The 21,450-nt window shown below is 69.1% G+C and carries 19 protein-coding genes; 17 read left to right on the forward strand and 2 right to left on the reverse strand.

From position 1 onward, the window contains the following. Positions 1-4 precede the first annotated feature (4 nt). The 3 genes from RHOOR87_RS0104805 to RHOOR87_RS0104815 all read left to right on the forward strand — a co-directional run bounded on the left by RHOOR87_RS0104805 (position 5) and on the right by RHOOR87_RS0104815 (position 3,367). Positions 5-475 (forward strand): Lrp/AsnC family transcriptional regulator, encoded by a 471-nt coding sequence (locus tag RHOOR87_RS0104805; RefSeq protein ID WP_027484390.1) that lies wholly within the window; start codon positions 5-7, stop codon positions 473-475. Positions 476-574: 99 nt separating this feature from the next. Then, a complete protein-coding gene (gene parC / locus RHOOR87_RS0104810; protein WP_027484391.1) occupies positions 575-2,812 on the forward strand; it encodes a DNA topoisomerase IV subunit A in 2,238 nt (745 codons plus the stop codon). Positions 2,813-2,932: 120 nt separating this feature from the next. Then, positions 2,933-3,367: a hypothetical protein gene (locus RHOOR87_RS0104815; protein WP_027484392.1), complete on the forward strand. Its 435-nt coding sequence runs from the start codon at positions 2,933-2,935 to the stop codon at positions 3,365-3,367. Positions 3,368-3,637: 270 nt separating this feature from the next. Here RHOOR87_RS0104815 and RHOOR87_RS0104820 read toward each other — a convergent pair whose 3' ends face one another. Continuing rightward, a complete protein-coding gene (locus tag RHOOR87_RS0104820) occupies positions 3,638-4,528 on the reverse strand; it encodes a LysR family transcriptional regulator (RefSeq protein WP_027484393.1) in 891 nt (296 codons plus the stop codon). A 135-nt stretch (positions 4,529-4,663) separates the two neighbouring features. On the opposite strand from RHOOR87_RS0104820, the gene RHOOR87_RS0104825 reads away from it, so the two are divergent. The 4 genes from RHOOR87_RS0104825 to RHOOR87_RS0104840 all read left to right on the forward strand — a co-directional run bounded on the left by RHOOR87_RS0104825 (position 4,664) and on the right by RHOOR87_RS0104840 (position 7,338). Further along, positions 4,664-5,272, forward strand: a complete 609-nt coding sequence (locus RHOOR87_RS0104825) for an NAD(P)-binding domain-containing protein (RefSeq protein ID WP_027484394.1) — start codon at positions 4,664-4,666, stop codon at positions 5,270-5,272. A gap of 37 nt (positions 5,273-5,309) precedes the next feature. Next, positions 5,310-6,044 (forward strand): SDR family oxidoreductase, encoded by a 735-nt coding sequence (locus tag RHOOR87_RS0104830; RefSeq protein ID WP_027484395.1) that lies wholly within the window; start codon positions 5,310-5,312, stop codon positions 6,042-6,044. A gap of 230 nt (positions 6,045-6,274) precedes the next feature. Next, on the forward strand, positions 6,275-6,565 hold the full coding sequence (locus RHOOR87_RS0104835; RefSeq protein WP_007507689.1) for a biotin/lipoate A/B protein ligase: 291 nt from the start codon (positions 6,275-6,277) through the stop codon (positions 6,563-6,565). Continuing rightward, complete coding sequence (locus RHOOR87_RS0104840; protein ID WP_027484396.1) at positions 6,562-7,338, forward strand: biotin/lipoate A/B protein ligase family protein; 777 nt, start codon at positions 6,562-6,564, stop codon at positions 7,336-7,338. The genes RHOOR87_RS0104835 and RHOOR87_RS0104840 overlap by 4 nt, the downstream gene beginning before the upstream one ends. 40 nt (positions 7,339-7,378) lie before the next feature. Here the strand turns inward: RHOOR87_RS0104840 and RHOOR87_RS0104845 are convergent, their stop codons facing one another. Then, positions 7,379-7,867: an 8-oxo-dGTP diphosphatase gene (locus tag RHOOR87_RS0104845; RefSeq protein WP_015448319.1), complete on the reverse strand. Its 489-nt coding sequence runs from the start codon at positions 7,865-7,867 to the stop codon at positions 7,379-7,381. Between the two features lie 150 nt (positions 7,868-8,017). On the opposite strand from RHOOR87_RS0104845, the gene RHOOR87_RS0104850 reads away from it, so the two are divergent. The 10 genes from RHOOR87_RS0104850 to RHOOR87_RS0104895 all read left to right on the forward strand — a co-directional run bounded on the left by RHOOR87_RS0104850 (position 8,018) and on the right by RHOOR87_RS0104895 (position 21,448). Then, positions 8,018-8,788: a phosphodiester glycosidase family protein gene (locus RHOOR87_RS0104850; protein WP_027484397.1), complete on the forward strand. Its 771-nt coding sequence runs from the start codon at positions 8,018-8,020 to the stop codon at positions 8,786-8,788. After that, a complete protein-coding gene (locus tag RHOOR87_RS0104855; protein WP_027484398.1) occupies positions 8,785-11,199 on the forward strand; it encodes a penicillin acylase family protein in 2,415 nt (804 codons plus the stop codon). Before RHOOR87_RS0104850 ends, RHOOR87_RS0104855 begins: the two co-directional genes overlap by 4 nt. A 118-nt stretch (positions 11,200-11,317) precedes the next feature. After that, the gene (locus RHOOR87_RS0104860) at positions 11,318-12,397 is read left to right on the forward strand and encodes an NAD(P)/FAD-dependent oxidoreductase (RefSeq protein ID WP_027484399.1); all 1,080 of its coding nucleotides are present in this window, start codon (positions 11,318-11,320) and stop codon (positions 12,395-12,397) included. 52 nt (positions 12,398-12,449) lie between these two features. After that, positions 12,450-13,517: an FAD:protein FMN transferase gene (locus RHOOR87_RS0104865; protein ID WP_027484400.1), complete on the forward strand. Its 1,068-nt coding sequence runs from the start codon at positions 12,450-12,452 to the stop codon at positions 13,515-13,517. Beyond that, the gene (locus tag RHOOR87_RS0104870) at positions 13,517-15,709 is read left to right on the forward strand and encodes a NosR/NirI family protein (RefSeq protein WP_027484401.1); all 2,193 of its coding nucleotides are present in this window, start codon (positions 13,517-13,519) and stop codon (positions 15,707-15,709) included. The genes RHOOR87_RS0104865 and RHOOR87_RS0104870 overlap by 1 nt, the downstream gene beginning before the upstream one ends. 31 nt (positions 15,710-15,740) lie before the next feature. After that, positions 15,741-17,690, forward strand: coding sequence for a TAT-dependent nitrous-oxide reductase (nosZ, locus tag RHOOR87_RS0104875; RefSeq protein WP_027484402.1), 1,950 nt, complete (start codon positions 15,741-15,743; stop codon positions 17,688-17,690). 52 nt (positions 17,691-17,742) lie between these two features. Beyond that, complete coding sequence (locus tag RHOOR87_RS0104880; protein WP_015448326.1) at positions 17,743-19,008, forward strand: nitrous oxide reductase family maturation protein NosD; 1,266 nt, start codon at positions 17,743-17,745, stop codon at positions 19,006-19,008. After that, positions 19,005-19,946, forward strand: a complete 942-nt coding sequence (locus RHOOR87_RS0104885; RefSeq protein WP_027484403.1) for an ABC transporter ATP-binding protein — start codon at positions 19,005-19,007, stop codon at positions 19,944-19,946. The genes RHOOR87_RS0104880 and RHOOR87_RS0104885 overlap by 4 nt, the downstream gene beginning before the upstream one ends. Beyond that, positions 19,943-20,776, forward strand: coding sequence for an ABC transporter permease subunit (locus RHOOR87_RS0104890; RefSeq protein ID WP_015448328.1), 834 nt, complete (start codon positions 19,943-19,945; stop codon positions 20,774-20,776). The genes RHOOR87_RS0104885 and RHOOR87_RS0104890 overlap by 4 nt, the downstream gene beginning before the upstream one ends. Before the next feature lie 12 nt (positions 20,777-20,788). After that, on the forward strand, positions 20,789-21,448 hold the full coding sequence (locus RHOOR87_RS0104895) for a nitrous oxide reductase accessory protein NosL (RefSeq protein ID WP_015448329.1): 660 nt from the start codon (positions 20,789-20,791) through the stop codon (positions 21,446-21,448). Positions 21,449-21,450 lie beyond the last annotated feature (2 nt).

A 21,450-nucleotide genomic window follows, 5' to 3' on the forward strand; every position in this document is an offset into this window, starting at 1 on the left:
CCTCATGCCTCAGATTTCCAATTTGCTGTCCGACCCTCGCAATATCGCCCTGCTGCAGGCGCTGCAGGACGATCCGCGCCAGCCCGTCACGCGGCTCGCCAGCCGTGTCGGCATGTCGGCACCGGCGGTGAAGGAACGCCTGAACCGGCTGGAGGAAACCGGGGTGATCCGCGGCTACCAGCTCGACCTCGACCCCAAGGCGCTGGGCTGGCCGGTCACCGCCTACGTGCGCGTGCGCCCGGTGCCCGGGCAACTGCCGAAGATCGCCGAGCTCGCGCAGAAGATCCCGCAGGTGGTCGAGTGCCACCGCGTCACCGGCGAGGACTGCTTCATCATCAAGGTCCACCTTGACGCGCTGGAACACCTGGACCTGATCCTCGACCGCTTCCTGCGCCACGGCCAGACCACCACCTCGATCGTGCAGTCCACCCCGGTACCGCTGCGCGCGCCGCCGCTGCCGGCCAGCGTGCCATAGCAGATCGCGGCCGAAACCGCGCCTACAAGACCCCGCCGCTTTCTGGCACCATCGACCGGTTATCCCGCGCGTCGCGCGCCACTTCCCTGATCCAACCGCATGAACCTGCAAGCCAATTACGAACAGATCCCGCTGAAGGAATACGCCGAGCGGGCCTATCTCGACTACTCGATGTACGTGGTGCTGGACCGCGCGCTGCCGTTCGTCGGCGACGGCCTGAAGCCGGTGCAGCGGCGCATCATTTACGCGATGAGCGAGCTGGGCCTGGCCGCCACCGCGAAGCCGAAGAAATCGGCGCGCACCATCGGCGACGTGATCGGCAAGTTCCATCCGCACGGCGACTCGTCGTGCTACGAGGCGATGGTGCTGATGGCGCAGCCGTTCTCGTACCGCTATCCGCTGGTCGACGGCCAGGGCAACTTCGGCTCGCCGGACGACCCGAAGAGCTTCGCCGCGATGCGCTACACCGAATCCAAGCTCAGCCCGATCGCCGAGGCGCTGCTGGGCGAACTGGGCCAGGGCACGGTGGACTGGGTGCCGAACTTCGACGGCACCATGGACGAGCCGAGCTGGCTGCCGGCGCGCGTGCCGCACGTGCTGCTGAACGGCTCGATGGGCATCGCGGTGGGCATGGCCACCGACATCCCACCGCACAACCTGCGCGAGCTGGCCACCGCGTGCATCCGCCTGCTGGACGATCCGGACGCCACCGTCGCCGACCTGTGCGAGCACGTGCGTGGGCCGGACTACCCGACCGAGGCGGAGATCATCACCCCGCGTGCCGACCTGCTGGCGATGTACCAGACCGGCGGCGGTTCGGTGCGCGCCCGCGCGGTGTACCAGCGCGAGGAAGGCAACATCGTGATCACCGCGCTGCCGCACCAGGTCAGCCCGTCGAAGATCCTCGAGCAGATCGCCGCGCAGATGCGCGCGAAGAAGCTGCCGATGATCGAGGACCTGCGCGACGAGTCCGACCACGAGAATCCGATCCGGCTGGTGATCGTGCCGCGTTCGAACCGCGTCGACGCCGACGAGACCATGCAGCACCTGTTCGCCACCACGGACATGGAGAAGAGCTTCCGCGTCAACCTCAACATGATCGGGCTGGACGGCCGGCCGCAGGTGAAAGACCTCAAGCGCATCCTCACCGAGTGGCTTAGCTTCCGCACCAGCACCGTCACCCGGCGCCTGGAACATCGCCTGGCCAAGGTCGACCGCCGCCTGCACCTGCTCGAAGGCCTGCACATCGCCTACCTCAACCTCGACGAAGTCATCCGCATCGTGCGCAGCGAGGACGAGCCCAAGCCGGTGCTGATGGCGCGCCTCCGGCTCAGCGAGGAACAGACCGACTACATCCTCGAAACCCGCCTGCGCCAGCTGGCGCGGCTGGAGGAGATGAAGATCAACGCCGAGCGCGACCAGCTCGAAGAGGAGCGCGCGCGCATCAACGTGCTGCTGAAATCGCCGGCCAAGCTGAAGAGTCTGATCAAGGACGAACTGCGCGCCGATGCCGAGAAATTCGGCGACGCACGCCGCTCGCCGCTGGTCGAGCGCGAAGTGGCGCATGCGCTGGACGAGAGCGCGCTGGTGGCCAGCGAACCGGTCACCGTGGTGCTCTCGCAGAAGGGCTGGGCGCGCGCCGCCAAGGGCCACGACATCGACGCCGAGGCCCTGAACTACCGCGAAGGTGACGGCCTGCTCGCCGCGGTGAAGGCGCGCACGACACAGCAGGTCGCGTTCATCGACTCCACCGGCCGCGCCTACTCCACGCCGGCGCACACGCTGCCCTCGGCGCGCGGCAACGGCGAGCCGCTGACCGGCCGCTTCAGCCCGGCCGCGGGCGCCAGCTTCGACGCGGTGATCGCCGGCGACAACGACACCCGGTTGATCCTCGCCACCGACTTCGGCTACGGCTTCGTCACCCGCTTCGAATCGCTCACCGGGCGCAACAAGGCCGGCAAGCAGATCATCTCGCTCAGCGACGGCGCGAAGGTGCTGGCGCCGCAAATCAGCGCCGACCCGGCGCGCGATCGCATCGTGGTGGTCAGCAGCGAAGGGCATCTGCTGATGTTCTCGGTGGCCGAGCTGCCGGAACTGGACAAGGGCAAGGGCAACAAGCTGATCGAGATTCCGAAGAAGCAGCTGGCCGAGGGCGAGCGCGTGGCCGGCGTGACGGTAGTCAGCGAGGGCAAGGGCGAGGTCACGATGTACGCCGGCGCACGCAAGCTGACCCTGAAGTGGGCCGACCTGGTCGAGTACGGCGGCAACCGCGCCACCCGCGGCGGCCTGCTGCCGCGCGGCCTGCGCCGGGTGGAGCGAATCGAGACCACCGGCTGATCACGACTTGCGGGAGCAGGAACCCGGTCGGAGGAACTTGTCGACGTCCGGCCTTTCCAACAGGGACGTACACGCCGATGCGCCATCATGCGTTGACTACGTGACAACCCCGGAGTGTGCATGAACATCCCACGGCATCTCGTCGCCCTCGCCGCCAGCCTGCTGGCCACCACGGCGTGGGCGCAGACGGCCGGCAAGCCGTTGAACCTCAAGCTGCTGCCCAGCGACACCCCCGCCGCCAGCAGCACGGCCGCCAAGCCCGCTGCCAGCGCACCCGGCGTGTATTACGGCGACACCAGCGGACGCATGGGCAACAACGACACCACAGCCGCCGCGACGCCCACCGACGACTGCGACGACTACAGCTACAACCAGCCGCAGATGCACGGCAGCGTCGGGATGGGCGTGGTCGGCGGCAACCATGTCAGCGGCAACTACCAGACCGGCACGGTCAACCTCAGCAAGGCCTTCGGCAGCTGCGACCATCCCAGCGGCGGCGTCAGCATTTCGATTGGTGGCGGCACCGGCCATTTCAACGGCCGCCGCGACCACTGAAGCAGGAACCGCGTCCACTCGGACTTGGGGCCGGCCATGGCGCAGACGCGAACCTGGCGGCGCGCGTAACGCACGGCGTTTTCCAGTACCGCGCCGAAAATCCCGGAGAGGTCGTGCGGGCCACGGCCAGGTCATGCTTGCGCGTCGTTGATCGCAATGGTATCTGACAGCACCGCCAAGCCGCCCGCTCAACTCCAGCGTTGACCGTCTGCTTCAGGCTGCGAGCGGCCATGAGCGGCAACGCATGCGCGCCTCTGCGACCGCATGCAGCTAAGGTCCCCCAAGCAGCGCGACCAGCCGCGACTCGCATGCTGAAAGATCGTACCTCCGACGCTGCGAGAGCATGAACGTGAGCGTCCCCATGTGCCAGGCGCGACGCTCGAGTTCGACGAGCTCTCCGCTGGCCAGATCCTCGCTGACGAGGTGCCGCGGCAAGTGTCCCCAGCCGAGGCCGGCCTTGAGCAGGTCGCGTTTGGCGCCGAGGTCGTTGACCAGCCACTGGCGCTTGCCGGCAACGCCCTGCTGGGTCTTTTCTGCGCCGGGCTGGTTGTCGGTGACGACGATCTGGGTGTGTCGGCCGAACTCGTCCACGGGGATGGGTTTGGGGGTCGAAGCGAGCGGATAGGATGGCGCGCATACCGTCACCATTTCCTCCTCGCGCAACCAGTGGCGTTCGATGGCGTCCGGGTTCACCTCCGGCACGTTCTCGATCGTGACGGCCAGGGCGCACAGCTTTTCGAGCACCAGGTGCTCGCCGCCCTGCATGGTGGTGATGCGCAGGTTGATCGCGGCGGTCGGAAACTCCTGCTGCAGCGTGCGCAAGCAGTCGATCAGGTGGGTGCGTGGAAAGTAGGCATCCACCGCCACCGACACCTGCGGCGCCCCCACCCTGGCGATCGCGCCGGCGCGGTTCTTCATTTCCTCGGTGCGTGAGATCACCGCACGCGCATCCGGCAGGAGGCTGCGCCCCGCGGCGGTGAGCTGCGCCTTGCGTGTATTGCGCTCGAACAACTCGACATCGAACGCGCTTTCCAGCGCCTTGATCGCGTGGCTGATGGCCGACTGTGCGCGCGCCAGTTTCCGCGCCGCACCCGAAAAGCTGCCCTGGTCGCACACCGCAACGAACGCACGCAGCTGGTTGATGGTGACGTTGTCGAGCACGGGTTATCCAGAAAACAGATCGTATTAAGCGATGTTTCGTCAATTGGTTTGATGCGTCAAGCGACCCAGATTGATGGGGCAACCGGCCCGAGCGGGCCGGCCCACTCCATCCCCGTACTGAAAAGGATCATCTCCATGAGCTACGCCATCATCGGTTTCGGCGCCATCGGTCAGGCCCTCGCCCGCGCTTTCGCCCGCAACAACATCGAAGTCTCCGTCGCCAGCCGGCGCGCGCCCGAAGCGCTGCTGCCGCAGGCGCAGGCGATCGGATCCACGGTCGTTCCCCGGACGCTGCAGGAAGCGCTCAAGGCGGACGTGATTTTCCTGGCCGTTCTCTTCGAGGGGCATCGCGAGGTCGCCAAGATGCTGCCGAGCTGGCAGGGCAAGACGATCGTGGATGCGATGAACGGCTTCGAGGGCCTGTCTTCTGCCGACGTCGCCAAGGCCTTCCCCGGCGCCCGCTTCGTGAAGGGCTTCAACCATCTGCCCGCGAGGACGCTGGCCGCCGATCCGAACGTCAACGGCAGCCGCCGCGTGGTGTTCCTGTCGAGCGACGACCAGGCCGCCGCGGCGCAGGTGGCGGACCTGTCCGAACAACTGGGTTTCGCACCCGTCAATCTCGGGAAGCTTGCAGAAGGCGGCGCGCTGGTACAGGTGCGGGACAAGAGCTGGGCGCCGCTGATCTTCCAGGACCTGTTCAAGAACGAACCCGAGCGACCGGCGACCGCCGGCGCCGCATCGTAATCACCTATCTGTGCCATCCCGACCAAGGATCAAAGACGTGACCAGACTGAATGGAAAAACCGCCGTGATCACCGGTGGCGCCACCGGCATCGGCCGCGCGGCGGCAAAGCGTTTCATCGATGAAGGCGCGTTCGTCTTCATCTTCGGCCGCCGGCAGGAAGCGCTCGACGCTGCCGTGGCTGACCTCGGGCCCAACGCCCGCGCGGTGCAGGGCTCGGTCTCCGACGAGGCCGATCTCGACCGCCTTTACGCGGCAGTGAAGGCCGAGCGCGGCACCCTCGACATCGTCTTCGCCAATGCCGGGACGGGAAGCCTGCTTGCGCTCGGCGAGATCACCGCCGAACACATCGACGAAACGTTCGACACCAACGTGAAGGGCACGATTTTCACGGTGCAGAAAGCACTGCCGCTGATGGGCACGGGCGGTTCGATCATCCTGACCGGATCGAGCGCCGGCACCACTGGTGCCCCGGCATTCGGCGCCTACAGTGCGAGCAAGGCGGCCGTGCGCAACCTCGCCAAGACCTGGGCGGAGGACCTGAAAGGCACCGGCATCCGCGTCAACGTGCTGTCGCCCGGTCCGACGGCGACCGAACTGGCGAAGGCCGCGGTGGGCGAGGAGGGCCTGAAGGCCTTCGCCTCGATGAACCCACTCCAGCGCATGGCCGATCCGGCGGAGATCGGCGCGGTCGCTGCATTTCTCGCGTCGCCGGACAGCAGCTTCATGACCGCCAGCGAGGTCGCCGTCGACGGCGGCCTGGCGCAAATCTGACGCGCCAGGCCCGGCCGGCATCCACCACGAGCTTTTCAGAAGTCATGTCTGACGTGCTGCCCACGCAAAGCCAGAATTGCAAACATGTGCCGTGGGAATCGATCGCCAGGGCATTGACGCCGGAGATGCGCTGAACCCGCCCAAAAGCGGCGGCATGATGTCGCCGCCTTTGGCATGGCGGGCGCCACGAGGCACACTTACACAGATTCGAGGACATTCGGGACGCGTACATGCACGGCGAATACAAGATGCCCGGCGGCAAGCTGGTGGTGATCGACCTCACCGTGCGCGAGGGCCGTCTCGCCGACGTGCAGCTGAGCGGCGACTTCTTCCTCGAGCCGGACAGTGCATTGGAGGCAATCAACCGCGCGCTGGAAGGCCAGCCGGCGCTCGCCGACGAAGCGGCACTCGCCGCCGCCGTGAAGCAGGAGCTCTCGCCGGACGTGATGATGTATGGTCTGTCGCCGGAAGCGATCGCGGTAGCCGTGCGCCGCGCCTTGCACAGGGAAGCCGAAGCATGATACGCACCGACTGGCGCGACCACGACTGGCAGCTGATCCACACCGCGCCGCAATCGCCCACCCTGCACATGGCGCTGGACGACGTGCTGACCCACGAGGTCGGCGCCGGCCGCCGCGCGCCGACCCTGCGCATCTGGGAATGGGCCGCGTCGGCGGTGGTGATCGGCCGCTTCCAGTCGCTGCGCAACGAAGTGGACGGCGAGGCGGCCCGGCGCCACGGCATCGAGGTGGTGCGCCGGGTTTCCGGCGGCGGCGCGATGTTCATCGAGCCGGGCAACACGATCACCTATTCGATCTATGCGCCGCAGTCGCTGGTCAAGGGGCTGTCGTTCCAGGAAGGCTACGCCTTCTTCGACGCCTGGGTGCTCGAAGCGCTCGGCGAACTGGGCATCAAGGCCTGGTACCAGCCGCTCAACGACATCACCTCCGAAGGCGGCAAGATCGCCGGCGCCGCCCAGGTGCACCGCGGCGGCGCGGTGCTGCATCACGTCACCATGGCCTACGACATCGACGCGGCGAAGATGCTGGACGTGCTGCGCATCGGCCGCGAGAAACTGTCCGACAAGGGCACCGTCAGCGCGGCCAAGCGGGTCGATCCGCTGCGCAGCCAGACCGGCCTGCCGCGCGAGGCGGTGATCGAGCGCATGATCGCGACCTTCCGCCGCCTGCACGGACTCACCGACCACCGCCTGCGCACGGACGAACTGGCCCAGGCCGAAGCGCTGGCGCAGACCAAGTTCGGCAGCCCGGCGTGGCTCGCCGACGTGGCGTGAGCCTCCACTCCCGCTCCCGGCCGGGGCAACGGGATGAACGCTACAGCCGCGTGTACGACCACGATTGCATGCGGCCGTCCCGGTACGGCATCACGCCGTGGAACGGGCGCGGGTCGGCGTCGAACACCAGCGGCAGGAAATGGCGGTCGCCTTCCCACATCGGCAGCTCCAGCAGGCGCGTGCGCGCCACCCATTCCAGCGTGCCCTCGTGGTTGGCCGTCTGCGGCGTGCCGCTGTAGCGGTCGATCACGAAAATGAAACCCAGCCAGTCTTCGCCATGCTTGCCGAAGCCTGGCCAGTTCAACGTGCCGCGCAATTGCATCGACTCGCACTCGATGCCGGCCTCCTCGCGGATCTCCCGGCGCATGCACACGGCGATGTCCTCGCCCGGCTCCATCTTGCCGCCGAGGCCGTTGTACTTGCCCAGGTGCAGGTCGTCCGGCCGCGCGTTGCGGTGGATCATCAGCACCTCGCTGCGATCGGGCGACAGCACGTAACCGAGCGTGGCCACTATCGGGGTATAGGGCATGGACGGGCACCGCGAAAAGAACCCAGTTTAGCGGCAGCCGCCGCACGCTGCAGGTGCGGACTTGCACCGGCGCGGCCGGGCGGCGACCATCGACGGATGCGCGTACCCGCTTCCCTGCCCCGTCCCTTTCCGGTTTCGCCGCTGCGACGCATGCTGCCGCGCGTGCTGCCGCTGCTGCTGCTTGCCGGCGTGTACGGCTGCGCGCCGGGCGCACGAGCACTGGACAGCCGCGAGCTGGCGTTCGAGGGCCAGAACTACCGCGTGGTGCACGTGAACCTGAAACGCGAGCAGCTCAGCCTGCACTGGCGCGAACCCGCCAGCGGCCAGCCGTTCGGCAGCATCGAGGCGCTGCGCCAGTGGGGCGAGGCGCGTGGCCAGCGGCTGCTGTTCGCGGCGAACGCGGGCATCTACGACCACAAGTTCGCGCCGCTGGGCCTGCACGTGGAGAATGGCAGGACCGTGGTGCCGCTGAACCTGGCGCACGGCAACCCGGCTTCGGGCAATTTCTCGCTGCTGCCGAACGGCGTGTTCGCCGTGTACCCGGACGGCCACGCCGCGGTGCGCACCAGCGCCGCGTTCAAGGCCGACGGCAAGAGCGCGCAGTGGGCCACCCAGTCCGGGCCGATGCTGCTGATCGACGGCAAGCTCAACGAGCAGTTCCTCGACGACTCGTCCAGCCTGAAATGGCGCAGCGGGGTCTGCGCGAAGACGCCCACCGAGGTGGTGTTCGCGGTGAGCGAGACGCCGGTGAACTTCCACGCGTTCGGACGGCTGTTCCGCGACAAGCTGGGCTGCCGCGACGCGCTGTACCTGGACGGCAGCATCTCGCAGCTGTACGTCGACGGCGAAGGCTACGCCGGCGCCCCGGCGTTCATGGTCAAGCCGTACGCGGGCATCTTCGCGGTGTTTTCCCGGCCATGACGGTGCGCCGCCGGCAGCTCCTGCGCGTCCTGCTGCTCGCCCTGCCGGCGCTGCTGCTGGCCGCCTTCGTCACCGGCTGGTATCTGCTCGCCGGCAGTCGCGCCCGGCTGGATGGAGTGCGTCCCGCCGCCAGCCTGGCTGCCGCGGTCAGCATCACCCGCGATGCGCTGGGCACGGTCACCATCGAGGGGAAGAACCGCGCCGACATCAGCTATGCGCTGGGCTACGTGCACGCGCAGGAGCGCTTCTTCGCGATGGACCTGATGCGCCGCCTGAGCGCCGGCGAACTGTCCGCGCTGGTCGGGCCGGCGGCGCTGAAGGTCGATCTCGACCATCGCCGCCATCGGCTGCGCGCAATAGCCGCGGCCGCGTACGCGCACTTGCCGCCCGCGGAGCGGCACCAACTCGACCGTTACCGCGACGGCGTCAACGCCGGCCTTGCCGACCTGCGCGTGCGGCCGTGGGAATACCTGCTGCTGGGCAGCCGGCCGCAACCGTGGCGCGCGGAAGACAGCATGCTGGTGATCGCCGCGATGTACCTGGACTTGAACGGCGACGCCCGCAACGAGCGCGAACTGCGCATGGCGCAGATGCGCGCGGTGCTGCCCGGCCCGCTGGTGGATTTCCTGCTGGCGCCCGACCCCGACTGGGAGGCACCGTTGCGCGGCCGGCTGTCGCGCTCGCCGGTGCTTCCCGCCGCCGACGTGTTCGACCTGCGTCGACTCGCACCGGCGACCGGATCGTCGACGGCGCTGGCCGCCGCACTGGTGCCGGCGCTGGATGCGCCGCGCCCCGGCAGCAACAACTTCGCCGTCGCCGGCACGCTCACCGGCAGCGGCGCGGCGCTGCTGGCGAATGACATGCACCTGGGCCTGCGCGTACCGAACATCTGGTTCCGCACGCGCCTGCGCTACCCCGACCCCACCGCGCCGGGCGGCCGGCGCGACGTCAACGGCGTCAGCCTGCCCGGCACGCCGGCGATCATCGTCGGCTCCAACGGCCAGATCGCCTGGGGTTTCACCAACAGCTACGGCGACTGGCAGGACTGGGTGCGCGTGCGGCGCGACCCGGCCGATGCTTCCCGCTACCGCGTGCCGGACGGCTGGGCGGCCATCGAAACCCACGACGAGCACATCCAGGTCAAGGGTCGCCCCGACACCATCCTCAAGATCGAGGACACCCGCTGGGGTCCGATCATGGGCACCGACACCGACGGCACGCCGCTGGCGCTGGCCTGGATCGGCGGCCGTCCGCACGGCTACAACCTCGACCTGATGCAGCTGGAGCATGCGCCCGACGTGGCCGCGGCGCTCGATCTGGCGCCGCATCTCGGCATGCCGCCGCAGAACCTGCTGGTCGCCGACAGCCGCGGCGAGATCGGCTGGACCCTCGCCGGCAACAGCGTCCCGTTGCGCGCCGGCATCGACCCGCTGCTGCCGTCGGACTGGTCCAGGCCCGGCAGCGGCTGGCAGGGCTGGGCTGCGCCCGCCAGCTACCCGCGTATCGAGAACCCCGCCGACGGCCGTCTGTGGACGGCGAACAACCGCACCGTCGACGGCGACGCGCTGAGCCTGCTCGGCAACGGCGGCCACGACCTCGGTGCCCGCGCCCAGCAGATCCGCGACGACCTGCACGCCCGCCCCAGCTTCACTCCCGGCGACCTGCTCGACATCCAGCTGGACGACCGCGCCGTGTTCCTCTCCCGCTGGCAGCGCCTGCTGCAGGACACCCTGGCCGACAGCACCGATCCATCGCTGCAGCCGCTGCGTCGGCTCACCGCCGCCTGGCGCGGACGCGCCGCCGTCGACGGCGTCGATTACCAGCTGGTACGCGCCTTCCGCCGCCAGGTCAGCGCGGCCGTGCTGGCACCGTTTGTCGCCCGCGTGAAACAGCGCTACGCGGATTTCGGCTGGCCCGGCGAGAACAGCGCCGAAGCCGCGGTGTGGACGCTGCTCCAGCAGCAACCCGCGCAACTGCTCGATCCGGCCTACCCGGATTGGCACAGCCTGCTCATCGACGCGGCGAAGCAGGTGACGGACGAACTCGGCCAACAACCCGGCGGCCTCGCTGCCCGCCGCTGGGGCAAGCACAACCGCACCGGCATCCGCCACCCGCTGTCCGCCGCCCTGCCGTCGTGGCTGGCCCGCTTCATCGACATGCCCGACCAGCCGATCTCCGGCGACAACAACATGCCGCACGTCGCCGCCCCCGGCTTCGGCGCCTCCGAACACCTCGATGTCGCCCCCGGCCACGAGGCCGAAGGCATCCTCAACATGCCTGGCGGCCAGAGCGACCACCCGCTGTCGCCGTATTTCGGCGCGGGTCACGCGGACTGGCTCCAGGGACGACCGACGCCGCTGCTGCCGGGCGCGACGCGGCACACGCTGGTGCTGCAGCCGGCCTCGCGCTGACGCAGCGCCCGCGTGCGGCATTGGACCGCACGAATCGCCCGGCCATATCTGATCGAAGTCAAAAGTACCGCCTTCGTGTGCGCGCATGATCCGCACCGTCCACACGGCGGATTCATCCATGATCAGCTGCGACACCGTCATCATCGGAGCGGGCCCGGTCGGCCTGTTCCAGGTTTTCGAGCTGGGCCTGCTGGGGCTGGATGCGCACGTGATCGATGCCGTGCCGCATGCCGGCGGCCAGTGCACGGAGCTCTATCCGGACAAGCCGATCTATGACATCCCGGCGGTGCCGGTGTGCAGCGGGCGCGAGCTGATCGAGCGCCTGCAGCAGCAGATCCGCCCGTTCGCGCCGCAGTTCCACCTGGGCCACACCGTCACCTCGCTGGAGCGCCTGGCGAACGGCCGCTTCAGCCTGCGCACCAGCGGCGGGCTCGTGTTCGATGCCGGCGCGGTGATCATCGCCGGCGGCCTGGGCGCGTTCGCGCCGCGCACGCTCGACCTGCCGGAAGCCGCACCGCTGGTGGGCCGCACGCTGCACTACAAGGTGGCGCAGCCGGCGCTGTTCGACGGCGAGGACATCGTGATCGCCGGCGGCGGCGACGCGGCGCTGGACTGGGCGCTGGCCCTGGTCGAGCGGGTACGCAGCATGGTGCTGGTGCATCGCTCGTCCAGCTTCCGCGCGGCGCCGGCCAGCGTGGCGCGCATGCAGACGCTGTGCGACGAGGGCCGCATGCAGTTCTGCGAAGGCGACATCGTCGGGCTGGAAACCAGCGATGAAACGCTGGCGCAGGTCCGCGTGCGCACGCGCAGCGGCATGGTCCGGCGTATCGAGGCGTCGCAGCTGCTGGTGTTCTGGGGCCTGCATCCGGCGCTGGGGCCGATCGCCGACTGGGGACTGGCGCTGGAGCGCCAGCAGCTGGTGGTGGATCCGTCGACGTTGCAGACCTCGGTGCCTGGCGTGTTCGCGGTGGGCGACATCAATACCTATCCCGGCAAGAAGAAGCTGATCCTCTGCGGCTTCCACGAAACGGCACTGTGCGCCTTTGCCGCGCATGCGCACCGGCATCCCGGCGACAAGGCGAACCTGCAGTACACGACCACCAGCCCGGCACTGCAGCGGCGCCTGGGTGTGCGCGATGCCGCAGGCGCCGACGTCGTGGCGCAACCGCCGCCACGGCTCGAAGCCAGCGCGGCCTGACGCTCCCCACCCTTTCGCATTCGCACCAAGACGCACGCCGGGAGGCCCTCCCATGCACGGCTCCATCGAACCCACCGAACCGCGCTCGCCCGAGCGCCGGCGACTGCTCCGGCAGGCCGGCCAGCTCGCCATCGCCGGCGGCCTGCTGGCCGGCGGCGGCTGGGCCGTGCTCAGGCGCAAGCAGAACCTGTGGCAGGTGCGCCGCGAGCGCACGCTGATGCAGACCTCGGTGGCGGTGACCTGCCTGGCCGACGACGTGCAGGCGGCCGGCGCGGCGATCGAGGCGGCGTTCGCGCGCATGGCCGCGACCGCCGCGCAGCTGACCCGCTTCGACCCGGCCAGCCCGCTGGCGCGGCTGAACCGCGACGGCCAGCTGGCGCAGGTGCCCGCGCAGCTGGACGCGGTGCTGCGCCAGGCGCTGTCGCTCTCGCGACTGACCAACGGCGCGTTCGACCCGACCGTGCTGCCGGTGCTGCGCTACTTCGAAACGCTGCGCGGTGCGGTGACAACCAACGCGCACGAGCAGCGCGTGGCCGAAAGTCGCGACGCGCTGGTCGGCTACCGCGACCTCGCGCTGGACGCACGCGGCGCGCGGCTGCTGCGTCCGGGCATGGCGATCACCCTGGACGGCATCGCCAAGGGCCACGTGGTCGACCAGGGCATCGCCGCGCTGCGCGGCGCGGGCATCGAGTACGCCCTGATCGACGCCGGCGGCGACATCCACGCGATCTGCGGCAACGACCCCGAGCGGCACTGGAACGTCGGCATCGTCGACCCGCGCGACGTGAGCCGGGTGGCGGCGGTGGTGCAGGTGCGCAACGCGGCGCTGTCGACCTCGGGCAACTATCGCGTGTACTTCTCCGCCGACCGGCGCCTGTTCCACATCGTCAACCCGCGCACCGGCTGGTCGCCGCAAAGCTACTCGAGCGTCACCGTGATGGCGCGGCGTTCGGTGCTGGCCGACGGCATGAGCACGGCAGCGTTTTCACTGGAGCTACCGCGGCTGTCGTCGTTGATGAACGCGCAGGACCACCAGTGGCTGGCCTTCTCGCGCAGCGGCGAGCAGCGCTGGCGCTCGCGCGAACTACCGCTGATCGCCGGCACGGCGGAGCTGGCCTGATGCGCGACGCACGCTCCCGCTCCTTCATGGCCAGGCTGCTGCTCGCGCTGCTGTTGCTGCTGCCCGCCTCCGCGGCGCTGGCCGGCATCGACGCCCGCTTCCAGCAGCTGCACCAGGTGTTCCCCGACGCCGACCGCTTCGGCGACGTCGAGGGCACCCCGCCCGCGGCGGCCGTGTACCGCGGCGGCAAGGTGGTCGGCTACGTGTTCGAGACGGTGATGGTGGCGCCGGTGCCGGCCTACTCCGGCGCGCCGATCAACGTGCTGGTGTCGATCGGCACCGACGGCACCATTCGTGACGCCCGCGTACTGGAGCAGCACGAGCCGATCCTGCTGGTCGGCATCCCGGTGCAGAAGCTGTACGACTTCGTCGCCCGCTACGTCGGCCACCGCGTGGACGACCAGATCGTGGTCGGCGGCGGCGCCAGCGGCAGCGTGCGCATCGACGCGATCAGCAGCGCCACGGTGACCTCGATGGTCGCCAACGAGACGATCATGAACTCGGCGCTGAAGGTGGCCGCCTCGCGCCAGCTGATCGCCGGCGCGGCCGACACCGGCGCGGCCGCCGCGCAGGTGCGCGCCGACCACTTCGTGCCGGCCGACTGGCAGGCGCTGACCGGCAACGGCGCGATCGGCCACCTGCAGCTGGCGCGGCAGGCGGTCACCGACGCGTTCCAGGGCCAGCCGGAAAGCGGCTTGGTCGACGACCCCACCGCGCCCGCGCCCGGCCACGGCGCAGACACCTTCATCGACCTGTACTTCACCGACGTCACCCCGCCCACGGTGGGCCGCAACCTGCTCGGCGCCGCGGCCCACGCCGACCTGGTGAAGCTGCTCAAGCCCGGCGACTCGGCGATCGCGGTGATGGCCAACGGCATCTACTCGTTCAAGGGCGTGGGCTACGTGCGCGGCGGCATCTTCGACCGCGTGCACCTGCTGCAGGACGGCAAGCTGGTGCTGTTCAAGGACACCGACCTGGTGCCGATGAACGACACCCCGCTGCGCGGCAAGCCGGCCTTCGCCGAGCAGGCGATCTTCATCGTGCGCCACGGCGGCAGCGGCTTCGATGCGACCCGGCCGTGGACGCTGCAGCTGATGGTGAACCGCCAGGTCGGCCCGCTGCAGAGCATCTACCACACCTTCACCCGCGACTACCGCATGCCGGCGGTCTACACCACGCGGCCGGACGCCGCCGAAGCGCCGGCGAACGCGCTGCCGGCCGACGCGCCGCTGTGGCAGAAGGTCTGGTACGGCCGCCGGGTCGACATCGCGCTGCTGCTGGCCGGACTCACCGTGCTCACGCTGATCCTGATGTTCCAGGACTGGATCGTGACGCGCCCGCACCTGCTCGAACGCCTGCGCGTGGGCTTCCTGATCTACACGCTGGTGTTCATCGGCTGGTACGGGCTAGCGCAGCTGTCGGTGGTGAACATCCTCACCTTCATCCAGGCGGTACTGCACGACTTCCGCTGGTCCACCTTCCTGATGGATCCGCTGGTGTTCATCCTGTGGGTGTTCGTGGCCGCCACCTTGCTGCTGCTCGGGCGCGGCATCTACTGCGGCTGGCTGTGCCCGTTCGGCGCGCTGCAGGTGCTGGTGAACAAGCTGGCGCGCCGGCTGCACGTGCCGCAGTTCGAAGTGCCCCAATACCTGCACGAAAGGCTGTGGGCGATCAAGTACATCATCCTGCTGGTGCTGTTCGGGATGTCGCTGCAGTCGCTCAACCTGGCCGAGCACTACGCCGAGGTCGAGCCGTTCAAGACCGCGATCACCTTGCACTTCGCCCGTTCCTGGAGCTACCTGCTCTACGCGCTGGCGCTGGTGGCGGTGTCGGCGTTCAACAACAAGTTCTACTGCCGCTACGTGTGCCCGCTGGGCGCCGGGCTGGCGGTGTCCGGCCGTTTCCACCTGTTCGAGTGGCTGCGCCGGCGCAAGGAGTGCGGTCGCCCCTGCCAGATCTGCGCGAACGAATGCGAAGTGAAGGCGATCAACGCGATCGGCCAGATCAACTTCAACGAATGCCATTACTGCTTGGACTGCCAGGTCACCTACGCCAACGACCAGAAATGCCCGCCGCTGGTGGAGCGCCGCAAGAAGCGCGAACGCGCCGCGCGGCCGCTGCCCACTCCGGTGCTGACGATCATCCCGGCGGCGACGCCGGCAACCCCCGAGCCGGCGAAGGCCGCCGACTGACCCACCCACCTATCCAGAGGGATGGAGCGCCATGCACGACGAATCGAGCAACCAACCCGGCCAGTCCGGACAAGCTGCGGAACCGGGCAACCCTGCACGCCGCAACTTCATGAAGACCAGCGCGCTGGCCAGCCTCGCCGGCGCGGCGGGACTGGCGCTGGCGGCCTGCGGCCGCAACGGCGAGCACGCCGGCGTGGACGGCGACGAGCATGAGGACAAGCGCCAACACGAAAAAGGTGAGCACGCAGCGGCTTCCGACCACGTGCCGCCCGGCCAGCTCGACGAGTACTACGGTTTCTGGAGCGGCGGCCAGTCCGGCGAGGTGCGCCTGGTCGGCGTGCCCTCGATGCGCGAGCTGATGCGCATCCCGGTGTTCAATCCCGACTTCACCATCGGCTGGGGTGTCACCAACGAGAGCAAGCGCGTGCTCGGGCCGAACTTCCCGCCCGGCGGCGACTGCCACCACCCGCACATGAGCCAGACCGACGGCCACTACGACGGCCGCTACATCTTCATCAACGACAAGGCGCACACCCGCGTGGCGCGCATCCGCTGCGACGTGATGCGCACCGACCGCATCACCGAGGTACCCAACGTGCAGGCGATCCACGGCCTGCGCGTGCAGCGCGCGCCGCGCACCGGCTACGTGTTCGCTAACGGCGAGTTCCTGGTTCCGGCGCCGAACGACGGCCGCGACCTGGAGGACCCGAAGAAATACCAGACCATGTTCAGCGCGCTCGACGGCGACACCATGGAGGTCGCCTGGCAGGTGCTGGTGGACGGCAACCTGGACAACACCGAGGCCGACTACGCCGGCAAGTACGCGATCTCCACCTGCTACAACAGCGAGGGCGGCATGGACCTGCCCAGCACGATGCAGGCCGAGCGCGACTGGGCGGTGGTGTTCGACATCGCGCGCATCGAGGCGGCGGTGAAGAAGGGCGACTTCAAGACCATCGGCGATTCGAAGGTGCCGGTGCTGGACGGCCGCCACGGCTCCTCGTTCACGCTATACATCCCGATCCCGAAGAACCCGCACGGGATCAACGCCAGCCCCGACGGCAAGTACGTGGTGGCCAACGGCAAGCTCTCGCCCACTGTCACCGTGATGGAGTGGAGCCGCATCGACGACTGGTTCGCCGGCAAGCTCAAGGACCCGCGCGACACCGTGGTGGCCGAGCCCGAACTGGGCCTGGGCCCGTTGCACACCGCCTACGACGGGCGCGGCAACGGCTACACCACGCTATTCATCGACAGCCAGATCGCCAAGTGGAACATCGCCGACGCGATCGCCGCCCACGACGGCAAGAAGGTCAACTACCTGCGCCAGAAGATCGACGTGGCCTACCAGCCCGGCCACTGCCATACCTCGATGGGCGAGACGCGCGACGCCGACGGCAAGTGGCTGGTGTCGCTGAACAAGTTCTCCAAGGACCGCTTCCTGCCCACCGGCCCGCTGCATCCGGACAACGACCAGCTGATCGACATCTCCGGCGAGACCATGAAGCTGGTCGCCGACGGCCCGGTCTACGCCGAGCCGCACGACGTGATCCTGCTGCACCGCCGGCTGCTGATCGACAAGGTCAAGAAGAGCTGGGAGCGCGACGACCCGTTCTTCGCCGAGACGGTGGCGATGGCCAAGCGCCACGGCGTCAACGTGCTGTCCGACAGCAAGGTCATCCGCGAGGGCCGCAAGGTGTTCGTGTACATGACCTCGGCCGCGCCGATCTTCGGCCTGGGCAGCTTCAAGGTGAAGAAAGGCGATGAGGTGACCGTGGTGGTGACCAACATCGACGCGGTGGAGGACGTGAGCCACGGCTTCTGCATCGTCAACTACGGCATCAACATGGAGATCAGCCCCGGCGCCACCGCCTCGGCCACCTTCACCGCCGACAAGGCGGGCGTGTTCTGGTACTACTGCACGTTCTTCTGCCATGCGATGCACATGGAGATGAGCGGGCGGATGCTGGTCGAGGCCTGAACCGCGCCGTGCCGCCGCACCGCGCGGCGGCACGGCCGGATCTTCGCTCGCCATGAATACGCTTCGCTCCCTCGCGGCCCTGCTGCTGGCGCTGTCGCCGGTGCTGCCGGCGCATGCGCACGAGCCGCTGGAACAGGCCGTGGCCGCGGCGGCGCCGGGCGCCACGGTCAGCGTGCCGGCGGGCGTGCACACGGTGCACCTCAAGCTGGACAAACCCGTCACGCTGATCGGCCAGCCCGGCGCGATCCTCGATGGCGGCGGCAGCGGCGACGCCGTGCGCATCGGCGCGTCCGGCGTCACCGTGCGCGGCCTGACCCTGCGCCGCAGCGGCAGCGACCTCACCGCGATGAACGCCGGCATCTTCGTCGAGCGCCAGGCGCGCGACGTCACCATCAGCGGCAACCGCATCGAGGACAGCCTGTTCGGCGTCTACCTCGACGGCGCCGCCGACGTGCGGGTCGAGCGCAACACGATCCGCGGCATGCGCACGTTGCGCGTGGCCGACCGCGGCGACGGCATCCACCTGTGGAACGACACCGGCTGCACCATCGATGGCAACGACATCGCCGGCACGCGCGACGGCATCTACGTCTACGTCAGCCCGCACAACACCATCGCGCGCAACGTGGTGCACGACGTGCGCTACGGCATTCACTACATGTATTCGCAGCACAACCTGCTGCTGGACAACGTCAGCCGCGGCAATCTGGCCGGCTACGCGCTGATGTCGTCCGACCACCTCAAGGTGATCGGCAACACCGCCGAGGACGAGGATTCCTACGGCTTCCTGCTCAACTACATCTCGCACAGCGAGATCGCCGGCAACCAGATACGCCGCATCAACGGCCTGCGCGACACCCAGGGCGGCCTGATCGACGGCACCGAAGGCAAGGGGCTGTTCGTCTACCTGTCGCAGTTCAACACCATCCACGACAACCTCGCCGCCGACTCGCAGATCGGCATCCACGTGACCGCCGGCTCGGAGAACAACCGCCTGTGGGGCAACCGCTTCGTGGACAACCGCATCCAGGTGAAGTACGTGCAGAACCTCGCGCAGGAATGGTCGGCGAACAGCCGCGGCAATTTCTGGAGCGACTACCTCGGCTGGGACCTCGATGCCGACGGCATCGGCGACATTCCGTTCCGTCCCAACGACGGCGTCGACGTGCTGCTGTGGAAATACCCTTCCGCGCGCAACCTGATGTCCAGCCCCGCGGTGCTGCTGCTGCGCTACGTGCAGCGCGCGTTCCCGGTGTTCACGCCACCCTCGGTGCAGGACAGCCACCCGCTGATGAAAGCCCCCCGGTCAAGCCCATGAACCACGCGATCGAATGCGAGGCACTCGCCAAGCGCTACAGCGCACTCGCCGCGCTGGACGGCATCAGCGCCCGCGTGCCGTGCGGCCAGGTGATCGGCCTGCTCGGCCACAACGGCGCCGGCAAGTCCACCCTGATCAAGCTGATCCTCGGCCTGATCGCGCCCAGCGGCGGCCGGCTGCAGGTGCTCGGCCAGTCGCCGTGGCGCGCGCACGCGCTGCGCCGGCGCATCGGCTACCTGCCCGAGAGCGCCACGTTCTACGGCAACCTCAGCGGCCGCGAACTGCTCCACTACCTGGCGCGCCTGAAGCAGGCGCCACGCGAGCAGGTATCCGCCCTGCTCGAACGCGTCGGCCTAGCGCCCGCCGCCGACCGGCGCATCGGCACCTATTCGAAGGGCATGCGCCAGCGTCTGGGCCTGGCGCAGGCGCTGCTCGGTTCGCCCGAGCTGGTGCTGCTGGACGAACCGACCACCGGCCTCGACCCGCAGGCCACCCGCGAGCTGTATCGCATCGTCGGCGAGCTGCGCGCGGACGGCCGCTGCCTGCTGGTCTCCTCGCACCTGCTGGCCGAGCTGGAGCCGCACATCGACGGCGCGCTGATCCTGCGCCAGGGCAAGTTGCTGGCCGCCGGCAGCCTGCACGCGCTGGGCGAACAGGCCGCGTTGCCGGCGCAGGTGCTGCTGCGGCCACGCGAGCAGGCGATGCCCGAGCTGATCGCGCGTCTCGAAAGCGGTGGCCTGTCGGCGCAGCCGCGCCCCGACGGCCGGCTGGAGCTGCAAGTCCCCCGCGCCGGCAAACTGCGCACGTTGCGCGAGCTGCTGGACGACCCGGCGGTCGTCGACGTGGACGTGCGCGAACCCACGCTGGCGCAGCTCTACGACTGGCTCGGCGCCGGCCCGCCGTCACCCGTGCCATCCGCCGTGCAGGTGAACGCATGAACCCGATCCTCACCGTCGCCGCCAAGGAATTCCGCGACGACTTCCGCAACCGCTGGACGGTCGCGCTGACCGTGCTGTTCGCGCTGCTGGCGCTGGGCATCGCCTGGTTCGGCAGCGCCGCCGCCGGCCGGGTCGGCTTCACCTCGTTCGACGCCACGCTGGCCAGCCTGACCACGCTGGGCGCGTTCGTGATCCCGCTGATCGGCCTGCTGATCGCCTACGACACCATCGTCGGCGAGCGCGACGACGGCACCTTGCTGCTGATGCTCAGCTATCCGCTGGCACGCGGCCAGCTGGTGGCCGGCAAGTTCCTTGGCCACTGCGGCGCGTTGGCCGCAGCCACCCTGGCCGGCTTCGGCCTGGCGGTGGCGATCATGCAGTGGATGCAGCCGCCCACGCAGGCACTGCAGGCGTGGCTGCAGATCGGCCGCTTCATCGCGAGTGCCTCGCTGCTGGGCGCCTGCTTCGTCGGGCTGGCCTGCCTGATCAGCGTGCAGACCGCCGACAAGTCGCGCGCCGCCGGCCTGGCGTTGATCGGCTGGCTGGCCAGCGTGGTGCTGTTCGATCTCGCGCTGCTGGCGCTGCTGGTGATCAGCGGCGGCAACCCGGTCGAGCGCGCGGTGTACCCGTACCTGCTGCTGCTCAACCCGGTCGACGTGTTCCGCCTGGTCAACCTCACCGCCTTGGGCGACGGCGCCGGCAACGACCTGCTGACCGGCATGACCGCCCACCACACCTATTCGCCGCTGCTGCTGAGCCTGGTGCTGCTGGGCTGGGCGGCGGCGCCGTTTGCGTGGGCGATGCTTGCGTTCCGGCGCAAGGAAATCTGAAGGAGCCCGCGCATGCACCCGTTGCCGTTGACCGTCATCCGCCGAGCCGGCTTCATGCTCGCGCTGGTCCTGCTCGCCGGCTGCAGCGGCCGCCCGTCGCCCGCCAAGCCCGCGGTCGATACCCACGCGGACGACGCCTGCACCGTCTGCGGCATGTACCTGGACGGCTCGCCCGGCCCGCGTGCGGAAGCCTGGGTCAGTGGCCGCGCCAAGCCGCTGGTGTTCGATTCCACCCGCGACTTTTTCGCCTACGTGCTGCAACCGGAGAACCAGTCCGCGCTGCAGGAACTGTACGTGCAGGACAGCGCACGCATCGACTGGCAGCAGCCCAGCCACGCCGCGGTCAGTTTCATCGACGCGCGCCGTGCCCACTACGTGGCCTGGCAGCCGCTGCCCGGCTCGATGGGACCGACCCTGGCGCCGTTCGCCAGTCACGCGGCGGCGGAAACCTTCGTGCGTGAACATGGCGGCGCCGTACTCGCTTTCGACGAAGTCACGCCCGCGCTGGTGGCCACGCTGGACTACCGCTGCCCCGCCCAGGCCGCCGGCCGTCACGGCGCGCCGCAATGCCTGGCTCCGGCCGCGCCGTCCCTCGGCCTGTCGGCCCATCCGCAACCCGCGTTTCCGCCGGCGTCGCCACCGCCGCCGGCTCACCCACACCCACATCCGTAACG

The sequence above is a fragment of the Rhodanobacter sp. OR87 genome (assembly GCF_000473345.1).
In the GTDB taxonomy this organism is placed as follows: Bacteria; Pseudomonadota; Gammaproteobacteria; order Xanthomonadales; family Rhodanobacteraceae; genus Rhodanobacter; species Rhodanobacter denitrificans.